The organism is Streptomyces mirabilis (assembly GCF_018310535.1).
Lineage (GTDB): Bacteria > Actinomycetota > Actinomycetes > Streptomycetales > Streptomycetaceae > Streptomyces.
In genome coordinates this window covers 6039445-6051800 of record NZ_CP074102.1, presented here as the reverse complement: position 1 = coordinate 6051800, position 12356 = coordinate 6039445, and the positions used below count along the sequence as shown (strand labels likewise).

Below are 12356 nucleotides of genomic sequence, written 5' to 3'. Positions count from 1 at the left end.
ACCGGTCACTGGGCGTGACCATGGGGTGCGGGAGGTGACCCATGGTGGTCGATGGTGCGGTGGGGACGGGTGGAGAGCCCGAGTCGTCGGACAGCCTGCGGACGTTCGGGGCGGTCGTACAGGCCTTGCGTGAGCATGCGGGGCTGAGCCGGGAGGAGTTCGGGGAACGGGTGCGGTTCTCCAAACACACGGTGGCGTCGGTGGAGCTGGGGCGGAGGATGCCGGATCCGACGTTCGTCGAGCGGGCGGAGGAGGTGCTGGGCAACACCGGGGCGTTACGGAAGGCGGCGGGGCATCTGGCGAGGCAGCCGGGGTTGGCGGCGTGGTTTCGGCAGTGGGCGAGGTTGGAGACGACCGCGATCACTCTCTATACCTATGAGTGCCGGTTGATTCCGGGGTTGTTGCAGACGGAGGGGTATGCGCGGCAGTTGTTCGTCGACGAGTTGCCGCCGCTGGACGACGACCAGATCGAGGCCCAATGGGTTGCGCGGGCCGAGCGGCAACGGCTGCTGCGAGAGCGCCCCAACACCGCGTTCGGCTTCATCCTGGAGGAGCCATTGTTTCTTCGGCGTACGGGCGGCGTGCAGGCCACGCGGGAGCTCATCGATCACGTGCTGGAGATCGCGCAGTTGCGAAACGTCGAGCTCCAGGTCATGCCGGTTGTGCGCGAGTCGCACGCCGGGCTGCACGGCCCCATGCAGTTCCTGGAAACTCCCGAGAACAAGTGGTTCGCCTACACCGAGGCCCCGATGAGCGGCCAGCTCATCTCCGACCCCAAGGTGGTCAGCGTGCTCCAGAGGCGATATGCCAGGATGCGTGCGCAGGCTCTCTCCCTGGAAGATTCCGTGAGCCTGCTGGAGCGGATGCGAGGAGCGCTATGAGCACGTCCGAACTGGCCTGGTTCAAAAGCAGCTACAGCAGCAGCGGTTCCGGCGACTGCGTCGAGGTCGCCGCCTGCCCCCGTACCATCCACGTCCGCGACTCCAAGAACACGGACGGCCCCCAGCTCACCCTCTCCCCCACCACTTGGGCCGACTTCCTCAACTACGCCTCCACCAGGCGCAACTGACCGGTACAACGTGTCACTGGGAGGGGCAGGCTACCCACGTCGGACCCGCCCATACTCAAGTCCATGAACAGCAAGGACCAGCTCGGTCGATTCCTCCGTACGCGTCGCGCGCAGCTGCGGCCCGCCGACGTCGGGCTCTCGACGTTCGGGGAGCGCCGACGCGTGCCCGGGCTGCGGCGCGACGAGCTGGCCCAGCTGGCGGGGGTGAGTCAGTCCTACTACACGCGGCTGGAGCAGGGACTGTCCCTCAACGCCTCCGCGGAGGTACTGGACGCGATCGCCCGGGCGCTTCGCCTGGACGAGACCGAACACCGCCACCTGCACGACCTCGCCGGGGTGGTGCGCAAGAGCGGCAGGAGCCGGCCCCGCCGCCCCGCACCCGAGCGTGTCTCCGAGGCGACGAGGCAGCTGATCGCCGCCTTCGGGGACACCCCGGTGATCGTGCTCGGCCGCCGGAGCGACGTCCTGGCCTGGAACCGCACCGGGCACGCGCTGTTCGCCGGGCATCTCGATCCGGACAGTCCCGAGCAGCCGGCCCGGCGCCCCAACACCGCACGGCTGGTCTTCCTGGATCCGCACACGCGTGATCTGTACGAGGACTGGCCGCGCAAGGCCAGGGACGCGGTGGGCAAGCTGCGGCTCGCGGTCGGCGAACACCCCGACGATCCGGAGCTGGCCGAGCTGATCGGTCAACTGACGATGAAGAGCCGCGAGTTCACGTCTCTGTGGTCCGAACACCGCGTTCGTGCCTGGGACATCGCGACACACCGGATGCGGCATCCTCTGGTCGGCCCGATGGACGTCGTCCAGCAGGCGATGCCGATCCCGAACGAGCCGGGGCAGCGCATCGTCGCGGTCACCGCGGCGGCGGAGTCCTCCTCGCAGGCAGCACTGACCCTGCTCGCCCAGGTCACCGCCCCGCGCACGCGGACCGCCGCCGACACGGATTCCGTTTCCGTCCAGTAGCCGGGGTGACCCTCACCCCTCTCTTCGGCGTGCCCAGGCACGCCTACTCAAACCTGCCCAAGTCCAATCAGAAGGAGACAGCATGTCCACCACCACGCTCTACACCACCGAGGCCCTCTCGACCGGCGACGGTCGCAACGGAGAGGTCCGTACCCTCGACGGAGTCCTCGACGAGGTCCTCGCCGTGCCGAAGGAGATGGGCGGCCCCGGTGGCGACAGGACCAACCCCGAGCAGCTCTTCGCCGCGGGCTACGCGGCCTGCTTCCACAACGGACTGAGGCTGATCGCGGCCCAGCAGGCGGTGAAGGTGCCCGGTTCCACCGTCACGTCGACCGTGAGCCTGCTCAGCAAGGAGGACGGGGGCTTCACCCTGGCCGTGAAGCTGTCGGTCCACCTGCCCGGCGTGGAGCAGGCGACCGCCGACCAGCTCGTACAGACCACGCACCAGGTCTGCCCCTATTCCAACGCCACCCGGGGGAACATCGACGTGACCCTCGAAGCGACCGTCTGAGCCAACCCGGCTCAGCCCCGGTTCACGTGTCTTACAAGGAACTTGACGGCTCATCACTTTGCCGTACTGACAGCTGACCAACAGCATCCGTTCCTAATCTGCCGTGTCCATGACAGACACTTCAGGAGCAGCCCACCCGATCGGGCGCCGTACGGTACTGATCGCCACCGGCGCCACGGCCGCCACCCTGGCCGTGGGCGCCGCCGCACCGGAAGCCCCCACAACCGACACGGCGAACGCGGTGGACTCGGCCCCCGTCGCCGCGGCTGCCGTCTGCACCCTCACCAAGGAGATGACCGAAGGCCCCTACTACCTGGACGGCGCCCTGGTCCGCACCGACATCACCGAGAGCAAACCGGGCGTCCCGCTCAAGCTCGCGCTCACCGTCGTCGACGACGACACCTGCGCCCCGCTCGCCGGCGCCCTCGCGGAGATCTGGCACTGCGACGCACTGGGCGAGTACTCCGGCTTCGTCGGCAACAACGGCCACAGCGAACCGGACGACGGTTCGTTCCTGCGGGGCGGCGTCCTCACCAACTCCAGCGGCGTCGCGAACCTCACCACGATCTACCCCGGCTGGTACCGGGGCCGCTGCATCCACATCCACCTCAAGGTGCACACGGGAGTCACGCTCACCTCGGACGGCAGCTTCACCGGCGGCCGGGAACTCCACACCGGCCAGCTCTTCTTCGACGAAACGATCACCACGGCGGTGGCCAGGATCTCCCCGTACTCCACGAACACGGTCACCCGCACCACCCTCGCCCAGGACTCGATCTACGACGACGGAGGCGCCGCGTCCGGCCTCCTCACCCTGACGGCCCTGGGCAGCACGGCCGCGTCGGGCTACACGGGCACGCTGACGGTCGGCGTCGCAACGAGCTGACGTCCGCCCCACGGATCCCCACAACGGGCCCCGCCGGAAACCGGCGGGGCCCTCGCCTCGATAACACCACGATCATCTCAATTGATCTGTGGATCTATGGACACACATTCCCCTGAATGACCGAATGCCTTACGCCCTATGGTGCTCGTTATTCAGCCGTGACGACAAAAGATATGCACGCAAACGACTGGCTCGATACCGCCGACGGGAGGGCACGACTGGAGCACTGCGCGGACCTGCTCGAGGAGTTCCTCAAGGCCATGACCCGCATGGAAAGCGAATACCTGCGGGCCACGTGGGACGGACACACCGCAGATGGATCCCGCTGAGCCAGGGCGCAAAGGAGCCGCAGACAGATGGACTGGACTCAGGACGATCCCACCCTCCGCGACATTCAGCTCGATCCGCGAGCCACCGCCTATGATCCGCTGAACCCGCCGTTCACCGGCGCCGATCCGCTCGGGACGCAACACTTCTGGCACGTCCCCGAGCCCGCGATCGAGCCGGACGCGTGGGATCCGGACGAAGAGCTGGCGCAGATGCTGTACACGACGTCGAGCGTGACGCCCGCCGCTCCGGCCCCGCCGCACAGCCACGCCCAGCCGCGCCGCCCGGTCAACCGGCGCAGGCCCCGGCCGGGATTCCACGCCATTGCCGCTAAACACAGGATCATCACGGTTGTTTTCCTGGTCGTAATGATCATTGTATCCGCAGTGATGATGCTGGGATGGTCCGTCTCTTATTCATACAACCAACTTCGTGGCATTTCACTACTGGTCGTTTCCGCGAAGTTGGCGCGATGGTGGCCGCTGATGGTGTACGGACCGTGGCTCGTCGCAGGTCTGTCCATTCTTCGGGCGTCCGTTCAGCACCGGAGCGCCAGACGGTCCTGGTCCGTGATGCTGATCGCCTCCGCCACGGCGGTCGCCCTCTGCGTCGGTCAGTCCCCGCGCTCCCTGCTGGCGATGGTCGTCGTCGGAATCCCACCCATCACCGCCCTGATCTGCTTCCGGGAACTCGTCGGCCAGATCTCGCCCCACCACGGACCCCGGCACGCCTGCCAGACCATGAGGCGGCCCAAGCAGCCAAGACCGTGATCGTCACGGCCGTCCCCGCCGGAACAACGCTCACCGCGGAGGTTCGGGGAAGACCACCCGTAGTCGTTGAACTCTTCTGTCCCGCCGGAACATGAGCCAGGCGAGGGTCGGCGGGCAGGGGCTGACGGCGCCGACGGGGTTGATGACGTCCATCTCCCAGATGGTGATGTCCCGGCTGGCCACCACATGGCGCAGGTGCTGGCGCACCCCGGATTCCCGGTTCTGCCGCATGGCCGGGAAGGGGTGGGTGCGTTCTCCCGTTCGGCTGAGCGCACCGACCAGTTCGGTCTCGGCCGGCCACAGCTCGGCTATCTCCCGGGGCAGATTGCCACGCGCGGCACACTGCAAGGTCTCCAGGGCCTCCTGCCTGCTCTCCTCGGTGAGAACGGAAGCGTCGTCGTGCGCCTGGGCGGCGGTCGACAACAGCACCTGGGCCAGCTTCGCCCTGGCCTGGTTGAGCCGGCTGCGCACCGTGCCGACCGGTATCTCACAGGCGGCGGCGATCTCCTGGTACGAGGTGATGCCGCTGAAGTGCCGCAGCATCAGCACCAGCCGCAGCTGCTCGGGCAGTTCCTCCACCGCGTCCCAGATCCAGTCCCGCATCGCGTGCTGCTCGACGACCCGCTCCGGGTGCGACGGCTCGTGATCACACGGGTGCAGGTGGTCGAGGCCGTCCAGTCCTGGCGTCTCCCGGGCGACACGCAGCCGCATTCGGGCGGCGTTGCGCACGATCGCCCGCAGCCAGGCTCCCACGGCCGCGGGATCCCGGACGTCCCCGATGCGTCGCAGCGCGGTCAGCGCGGCGTCCTGCACCGCGTCCTCCGCATCGGGGCCGTAGCCGAGCAGGCTCATCGCCACCGCGCGCATCGGCGCCTGGTGGCGAGCCAGCAGCAGCCCGAGGGCTCCGGTCTCGCCGGCTTGCGCCCGGCGGGTGAGTTCCTCGTCCGTGGGTGAGGTGAGGGGCATCATGTCCGAACGCCTCCGTCGCGATGGCGATGCGCGCAGGATAGACCTCGTGCATCGGGTCGTGGGGGCCCTTGCCGTTCAGGGCCGCTGGACGGGCTCCGGCAGCCAACTTCCGTGGAACCCCGCCGGGACGGGGTGGGGCAGTTCCACCACGGCCTGGACGGTCATCTCCGCGGCGTCGAGGACGAGCAGTTCCCCGGCCTCGCCGTCGTCGTTCGAGACGAGCGACAGGAGCCACCCCTCGTCCTCGCCGGTGGCGTCCGCCGCCGGTACGAAGACCGCTTCGCCCGCGTAGCGGCTGCCGGGCGTCTCGTAGACGTGACTGGTGTGGCGTGTGAGGTCGTGTTTGGCGATGCCGTCACCGGAGACGGTGTAGAGGTAGCGGTTCGGGCGCCCGGTGAGGGTCTCGTTGTGCGTGGGGAACTCGGCGTCACGGTCGTCAAGTTGGGACTCCGAGGCGCGGCCGGTGGCCGGGTCCAGGGTCCAGCGGTGCAGGACGGAGGAGGCCTGGGAGTGGCCCGGTTCCCTCACACCGACCAGGCCGCCCGGTCCGCTCGCCCCTGTGGAACCGCCGATGTCCGACCAGGTGTGCTGGAAGCCGGCGTGGTCGTAGCGCACCGCGTCCAGCACGATGCGCCCCCGCGCATCTTCGTAGGCGTTGCCCACATGGAAGACGTAGCAGGGATCGACGTCGTACCACCGCACGTCGTTGCCGCTTGGCGTACGGGACATGACCCCGAGCCGCGCGCCGTACTCCTCGTCCCACCGGTAGGGCATGCCGCCGCCGGGCCCGGCCAGGGCGGGGTCGAAGACGACGGGAAGGTCCATCCACACGATGTGGTGCTCGGTGATGGCGAAGTCGTGCATCATCGTCGGGCCCGGCACGTCGACCGGCCGGCTGTCGAGCAGCAGTCCGTCCGCGGTGACCCGGTGATAGGTGAGGTACGGCGGGGCGAACCCGGCCCCGAACAGGTGCAGTTCGCCCGTGACCGGGTCCTCCTTGGGGTGGGCCGTCATCGCGGTGGTCAGCCGCCCGCCGAAGTCGTACGGTCCGACGGTCTCCAGCTCGGGGGTGACCCAGTAGGCAAGCCCCACCTCGCACAGGGCCAGCACGGTGTCGGCGTGCCGGATCACATGGGTGTTGGCGGGCGTCGCGGCCAGGTCGACGGTGAAGTCCGCGCGGATGAACGGGTGCCCGTCCAGTTGCCGGGTGCGGATCCACCGGTTGCGGTACCACTCGGCGCGTCCGTTGCGCAGCCGGATGCCGTGGAGCATGCCCGGACCGGTGAACCAGTGCCCGTTGTCCTGGCCGGGCCGCGGGTTGGGGCCGTTGCGCAGATAGCGGCCGTCCAGGTCGGGCGGCAGGGAGCCCCGCACGGTGAGGTCGGCCGCGCTGTGCTCCTTGGGCACCGGGGCGAAGCGGCCCCGGAGATACAAGGGAAGAGCTGTCTCGTTCGTCACGCGGTCGCTCCTGCGGCGGCCTTCTTGACGAGCGCGGCGACCTCGCCGGGCTTGGACACGTAGACGGCGTGGCTGCCGCCGGTCTCGCTCACCGTCGCGCCCGCCCGCTCGGCCATGGCCCGCTGGGCCGGGGGCGGGATCATGCGGTCGTCGGCGGCGACCAGGTAGAAGCTCGGCTTGGTGCGCCAGGCGGGGAGGCTGACGCTCCCGCCCAACGCGTCCAGGCCCCAGGGGACTTGGGAGTCGGCCAGGAACCGGGCCTCGTCGGCGGGCAGGTCACCGGCGAAGGACGCGGCGAACTTCTCCCGGTCGAGGAAGAGGAACCCGTCGTTCGGAGGCAGGATCGGCGGGACGGGAGCTCCGGGCGGCGGGTCGGCGATGAGGGTGTTCACGGACTCGCCCTTGTCGGGTGCGAACGCCGCGACGTACACGAGTGCGGACACCTTCTCGTGGTTGCCCGCTTCGGAGATCACCGCGCCGCCGTAGGAGTGTCCGACCAGTACGGTCGGGCCGTCCTGGGCGTCGAGTACCCGCCTGGTCGTGGCGACGTCGCCTTCGAGCGAGAGCGTGGGGTTCTGGACGACGCTGACGGCGTAGCCGTCCGCGCGCAGCAGGTCGTAGACCCCCCTCCAGCCCGATCCGTCGACGAATCCGCCGTGGACGAGAACGACGTTCTTTGCTTCCGGGGTGGTGGTCACGATGTGTTTGCTCCTTCTCGTACGGGGAGGGGATGGTCTATCGGGGTACGGCCGTGACGGGCGCCTGGGCGGCCAGCAGGCGCGCCTGGGCCCGGGCGGGATAGACCTTCGTGAAGACGGCGGGGCCGACGAGACCGGCGACATGGGCGGCGATGCCCACCCAGGCCGGGGCGTCCACCGCGCCGCAGACGGCCAGGCTGACGCCAATGAAGGTGAAGCCGGCGCCCCAGGCACTGGTGATGTGGTTGTTGACCCGGACGAACTCCGGCATGTCCCAGTACTCGGGCGGGGTCTGGCGCTTGGCGATGCCCAGCGTGAAGGGGCGCCGGATCGCCAGCGTCCCCCAGGCGGTGGCGGCCAGCCAGCCGAAGGAGACGACGTCGGTGTGGTCCGCCAGCGCCGAGCCCGGGTCGGCGACGGCCACGGCGCCGACCACGACGAAGTACGCGACGGTGCTGATCTCCAGGATCAGCGCGTCGAGGCCGACCCCGCGAAAGCGGTCCTGCAGCAGGAGCAGCAGCCCCGACACAAGGCCCGCGATCGCGCCCCAGCGCCAGTCGAAGGACGAGACGACGCCGGCGACGATCCAGGGGACGAATCCGCGCAGATAACCCATGAAAGTTCCTCGGTGAAATGGAATGGACGGCTACGGAGATGTGCTGTTCCGAAGCCACCCGGTGACCCGACACCGACTAGATGCACGGCAAGCGCGAAAGTTCGAACCCGGAAGTGTGACGCCCGTCACGCCTCCATCCCGCACGCGACCGTACGCACACGGAAGGCCCCGCCATGACTCTCGCCACCGAAGACCGCCTGGCCATCGCCGAGTTGGTCTCCCTGCACGGCCACCTCTTCGACGACGGACGTCTCGACGAACTGACGGAACTGTTCACCGAGGACGTCGTCTACGACGTGTCCGCCTTCGGACAGGGCGAGTTGGTCGGGATCGAGGCGATCCGGGACGCGGCCCTCGCCCTCGGCGCCGGGAACGCCGTCGCCCATCACGTCACCAACATCGTCATCACCGACGACCTCGGGGACGGCCGCGCACGGGTGCGGTCCAAAGGACTGGGGGTGATGGCGGACGGCCGGTGCGGATCGGTGACGTACGAGGACGTCGCGGTGCGGCGTGACGGGGGATGGCGCATCGCGCGGCGGAGGGTGGAGGCGCGGCGGGTGCCGTTGAACGGGGTGACGGGCGCGTAGCGCTATCGCGCGCTCAGCCCAACTCCCCGCGCTCCACGCAGAATTCGTTGCCCTCGGGGTCGGTGAGGGTGACCCAGCCGCCGCCGTCCGGGCGGGTGTGGTCGGCGATCTGGCGGGCGCCGAGGGAGAGGGCGCGGGCGACCTCCTGGGCGCGGGTGCGGCCCTGCGGCTGAAGGTCGAAGTGGATGCGGTTCTTGGCCGACTTGCCCTCGGGGACGCGCACGAAAAGCAGCATCGGGCCGCCGGACGGGTCGCGCAGCACCGCCTCCGGGTCGCCCGGCTTGTCGTCGTCGTCCAGCGGACGGCCGAGCAACTCGCTCCAGAACAGGCCGAGATCGTATGGATCACCGGTGCAGTCGAACGTGAGGGTGCGGATGGTCGGGTTCAGCCCCGCCGACTCGCCCATGGCTTCAGGCTCCCTTCTCGCCGTCGACCAGTTCCCGGACGATGTCCAGGTGGCCGTTGTGCCGAGCGGTCTCCTCGATCAGGTGGAGCACGATCCAGCGGAGGTCCATGTACCGGCCGTCGCGGAACGGACGTTTGGCCCTGGTGTCCAGGTCGTGCTCGGCGACCAGGAGACGGTACCGGGCGCTCTGCTCCTCGTACTCGTCGAGGAGTTGAGGCAACGGCACTTCGACGGCGATCCGCATCTCCGGATCGGGATCCTCCTCCGTCGCGGCCGCGATCGGCCCGTCGTCCTCCTCGCCGAGGAACATCACGTGGAACCAGTAGTGCTCGACCCAGCGCAGGTGGCTGATCAGCCCGCACAGCGTCATCAGCGGGGATCCGGGGAGCGGGGCCTGCCGCGCGCCCTCCGGTGAGACTCCCTCGCACTTGGCGCGGGCGGTGGCGCGGGCGTAGTCGAGGAAGGTGGTCAGCTGGGTGCGCTCGTCCCACGCGGGGGGCGTATCAGTTCGCGTCATAGGGGTGCAGCATCACCGTCCCGGCCCTCGGTGTCGAGCGAATTAGACCACCGAGGCGGGTGCCTGGGGCACCCTTGCTTCGTCGTACCGTACGACGAAGGGATGTCAGGTGGCAGACATCGGTCGCTGGATGGACGGTCTTCAGGAGCGCGCCGCCGAGGTGCTGCCGGAGGACGTCTACGCGTACTTCCGGCGCGGCTCCGGTCGCGGCATGAGTGTCGCGGAGGCGACCTCGGCCTGGGACCAGTTCCGCTTCCGGGCACGGCTGTTGCGGGACGTCTCGACGTGCGACGCCTCTACGACCGTACTGGGCACGCCCGTTCGTACACCCGTACTCGTCGCACCCAGCACCCTGCAGCGCAAGGCCCACCCGGACGGGGAGGCCGCCACCGCGCGGGGCGTCGCGGCGGCGGGATCGCTGCTGGCGGTGACCTCGAACACCGCGGTGCCGTTCGCGGACCTGGTGCCGAGCGGGGCCCCGTGGTGGGTGCAGGTGTACGTGGCCCGGGACCCCGTACTGACCATCGAGGCGCTGGAGCGGGCCCTCGCCGCCGGGGCGCGGGCGGTCGTACTGACCGCCGACACGCCGGTCAACGGGTCACGGGGCAAACGTGGCACACAGGTCGACGATTTCATCGGACCGGAGGACCTGTACGGCAACGTCACCGGGATTCCCTCGCCCGAGGCGGCCGAGCGCGCACCCGATCTGACCCTCGACGTCATCGGCTGGCTGCGCGAACGGGCCCGCGGCCTCCCCATCGTCGTCAAGGGCGTGCTGCGCGGCGACGACGCGCGGGAACTGGTGGCCGCGGGGGCGTCCGGCCTCATCGTCTCGAACCACGGCGGGCGGCAGCTGGACGGGCTGGTGCCCACCGCCTGGGCCCTGCCTGAGGTCGTCGACGCGGTGGCGGGCACGGGCGCCGAGGTCTACGCCGACGGCGGGCTGCGCCGCGGCACCCACATCCTCGCCGCCCTCGCCCTCGGCGCCCGCGCCGTGTTCATCGGCCGGCCCGTCCTGTGGGCGCTGACCGTCCGCGGCGCCGCCGGTGTGACCCGCCTGATCGACGACCTCACCGACGAACTCGTCGAGGCGATGAGCCTGACCGGCACACCGAGCGTCCTCGAACTGACCCGCGACCTCCTGTGGGCGGCCCCCCATTCACCGCCGCACAGGCCCTGAATCGGCGAGTCGGTCGGGCTGCCCCGAAATGCACAGTGGGACCTGCTGTGTCACCGTCATGTCACAGACAGCCCGGCAGGTGAACCCCGGAAGCCGATGACGCGCTCTGAAGCGACGAGTGTCGGTGAGAGACCGGCGCCTGAACCACTTCGGGGGACTTCATGTACGGCATCGGTATCCGCAGAGTCGCGACGGCCATGGTGACCGCTTCGGCGGCCACCCTGCTCATGACCGCGTGTCAGCCGGGCGGGAGCCCGGCGGGGGCGGGCTCTTCGCCGTCGGGCGCTCCGGTCAAGCCGGCGGCGTCCACTTCCACCTCCAGCCCCACTTCCCCCTCCACGCCCTCCACCCCCGCCACATCCGCCACATCCGCCACATCCGCCACGACCGGCTCCCCGACGCACGCCACGACTCCGTCCACCGGTGCGAAGGCCTGCGGCCTGTCGGATCTCAAGGCGTCCATGTACCAGGCCGCGGTGCGGCCGGACGGTACCGGGACCGGCGCGGCGATCGTCGAGTTCACCAACGTGTCCGGCAAGGCGTGCACGGTCCAGGGGTATCCGACCGTGGCGGGAGCGGGCAACGGTTCCCCCGAGAAGAACCGTCCGCTCAAGGTGACCACGACCGGGGGCGCGTCCACGGTGAAGGTCGCGCCGGGCGGGAAGGCGTGGACGAAGCTGACGTTCGTGCAGGTCCAGGGCGAGGCCGACGGCTACTGCAAGTCCGGAGCCACGCCCGCGAGCTACCCGACGCTGGTGGTGGGTGTCCCGAGTGCCGGGGCGCACCAGGTCGCGCTGACGGACGGTGTCATCGCCGAGTGCGACGACAAGGTGACGGTCACCGCCCTCTCGGCGGCCAAGCCCTCCTGACCCACCCGCCCCGCCCGTTCTTCAGGCCGCCACCGGCTGCCGGTCCTCCGCCACCGGCTCCTGCGTCTTCTCCCTCCGGTACGCGCGGATCGAGTACGTCAGCGCCCCGGCCCACAGCGCGTACAGGAGGGCGTAGACCAGGGCGCCGACGGTCCCCGGCGCGCCGACCCAGTCGCTCTTCAGGAGCGTTTCGACAGGGCCGTCGCGCCGAGGAAGGAACCGACCGCGCCCGGCACGCCGATCTTCGCGACCACCTTCCAGTCCACGTTCCCGAAGCGCCAGTGGGAGGCGCCGGACATCAGCGTGGTGCCGATCTCGGAGAGGTGGACCGTGGCCGAGGCCGCGGCCGGGTTGGTGCCCATGGCGAGCAGCAGCGTCGTCGAGGTGACGCCGTAGGCCATCCCCAGGCTGCCGTCGACCAGCTGGGCGCCCAGGCCCGCGAGGGCGAGCAGTATCAGCGTGCGCATGGGGTCCGTTCCGTCCTCCCTGCTTTCCCACCGGTTCGGTGGCCATGACGGGAGGTG

Annotated in this window: 17 protein-coding genes; 10 read left to right on the top strand and 7 right to left on the bottom strand. The window is 69.7% G+C overall.

Annotation, left to right across the window (positions count from 1 at the left end; translation table 11 throughout):
* Positions 1 to 41: 41 nt before the first annotated feature.
* From SMIR_RS26610 to SMIR_RS26580, 7 genes are all read left to right on the top strand, one after another.
* Complete coding sequence (locus tag SMIR_RS26610) at positions 42 to 881, top strand: helix-turn-helix domain-containing protein (RefSeq protein ID WP_168491142.1); 840 nt, start codon at positions 42 to 44, stop codon at positions 879 to 881.
* A complete protein-coding gene (locus SMIR_RS26605) occupies positions 878 to 1069 on the top strand; it encodes a DUF397 domain-containing protein (protein WP_168491144.1) in 192 nt (63 codons plus the stop codon). Before SMIR_RS26610 ends, SMIR_RS26605 begins: the two co-directional genes overlap by 4 nt.
* Positions 1070 to 1132: 63 nt before the next feature.
* Complete coding sequence (locus SMIR_RS26600; RefSeq protein ID WP_168491149.1) at positions 1133 to 2035, top strand: helix-turn-helix domain-containing protein; 903 nt, start codon at positions 1133 to 1135, stop codon at positions 2033 to 2035.
* 82 nt (positions 2036 to 2117) lie between these two features.
* On the top strand, positions 2118 to 2546 hold the full coding sequence (locus SMIR_RS26595) for an organic hydroperoxide resistance protein (protein ID WP_168491151.1): 429 nt from the start codon (positions 2118 to 2120) through the stop codon (positions 2544 to 2546).
* A 109-nt stretch (positions 2547 to 2655) separates the two neighbouring features.
* Entirely contained in the window at positions 2656 to 3432 is a 777-nt protein-coding gene (locus SMIR_RS26590; RefSeq protein ID WP_212727473.1) for an intradiol ring-cleavage dioxygenase, read from the top strand.
* Between the two features lie 116 nt (positions 3433 to 3548).
* Positions 3549 to 3761: a hypothetical protein gene (locus SMIR_RS26585; protein WP_143601534.1), complete on the top strand. Its 213-nt coding sequence runs from the start codon at positions 3549 to 3551 to the stop codon at positions 3759 to 3761.
* 27 nt (positions 3762 to 3788) lie between these two features.
* A complete protein-coding gene (locus tag SMIR_RS26580) occupies positions 3789 to 4529 on the top strand; it encodes a DUF2637 domain-containing protein (RefSeq protein ID WP_168491155.1) in 741 nt (246 codons plus the stop codon).
* A gap of 30 nt (positions 4530 to 4559) precedes the next feature.
* Here SMIR_RS26580 and SMIR_RS26575 read toward each other — a convergent pair whose 3' ends face one another.
* The 4 genes from SMIR_RS26575 to SMIR_RS26560 form a co-directional block, all read right to left on the bottom strand.
* Entirely contained in the window at positions 4560 to 5498 is a 939-nt protein-coding gene (locus SMIR_RS26575) for an RNA polymerase sigma factor (RefSeq protein ID WP_168491157.1), read from the bottom strand.
* A gap of 75 nt (positions 5499 to 5573) precedes the next feature.
* The gene (locus SMIR_RS26570; protein WP_212727472.1) at positions 5574 to 6956 is read right to left on the bottom strand and encodes a carotenoid oxygenase family protein; all 1383 of its coding nucleotides are present in this window, start codon (positions 6954 to 6956) and stop codon (positions 5574 to 5576) included.
* The gene (locus SMIR_RS26565; protein WP_248002900.1) at positions 6953 to 7654 is read right to left on the bottom strand and encodes an alpha/beta fold hydrolase; all 702 of its coding nucleotides are present in this window, start codon (positions 7652 to 7654) and stop codon (positions 6953 to 6955) included. Before SMIR_RS26565 ends, SMIR_RS26570 begins: the two co-directional genes overlap by 4 nt.
* Before the next feature lie 37 nt (positions 7655 to 7691).
* A complete protein-coding gene (locus tag SMIR_RS26560) occupies positions 7692 to 8270 on the bottom strand; it encodes a hypothetical protein (RefSeq protein ID WP_168491162.1) in 579 nt (192 codons plus the stop codon).
* A gap of 173 nt (positions 8271 to 8443) precedes the next feature.
* Here SMIR_RS26560 and SMIR_RS26555 point away from each other — a divergent pair, with 173 nt between their 5' ends.
* On the top strand, positions 8444 to 8860 hold the full coding sequence (locus tag SMIR_RS26555) for a nuclear transport factor 2 family protein (RefSeq protein ID WP_168491163.1): 417 nt from the start codon (positions 8444 to 8446) through the stop codon (positions 8858 to 8860).
* A gap of 13 nt (positions 8861 to 8873) precedes the next feature.
* Here SMIR_RS26555 and SMIR_RS26550 read toward each other — a convergent pair whose 3' ends face one another.
* Complete coding sequence (locus SMIR_RS26550) at positions 8874 to 9266, bottom strand: VOC family protein (protein WP_168491164.1); 393 nt, start codon at positions 9264 to 9266, stop codon at positions 8874 to 8876.
* Positions 9267 to 9270: 4 nt separating this feature from the next.
* Complete coding sequence (locus SMIR_RS26545; protein WP_168491165.1) at positions 9271 to 9783, bottom strand: DinB family protein; 513 nt, start codon at positions 9781 to 9783, stop codon at positions 9271 to 9273.
* Positions 9784 to 9892: 109 nt separating this feature from the next.
* On the opposite strand from SMIR_RS26545, the gene SMIR_RS26540 reads away from it, so the two are divergent.
* Positions 9893 to 10963 carry an alpha-hydroxy acid oxidase gene (locus SMIR_RS26540; RefSeq protein ID WP_212727471.1) on the top strand — a complete coding sequence of 357 codons (1071 nt, stop codon included), beginning with the start codon at positions 9893 to 9895 and terminating at the stop codon, positions 10961 to 10963.
* Positions 10964 to 11124: 161 nt separating this feature from the next.
* Positions 11125 to 11832: a DUF4232 domain-containing protein gene (locus SMIR_RS26535; RefSeq protein WP_168491166.1), complete on the top strand. Its 708-nt coding sequence runs from the start codon at positions 11125 to 11127 to the stop codon at positions 11830 to 11832.
* Between the two features lie 179 nt (positions 11833 to 12011).
* Here the strand turns inward: SMIR_RS26535 and SMIR_RS26530 are convergent, their stop codons facing one another.
* On the bottom strand, positions 12012 to 12299 hold the full coding sequence (locus SMIR_RS26530) for a sulfite exporter TauE/SafE family protein (protein ID WP_248002901.1): 288 nt from the start codon (positions 12297 to 12299) through the stop codon (positions 12012 to 12014).
* Positions 12300 to 12356 lie beyond the last annotated feature (57 nt).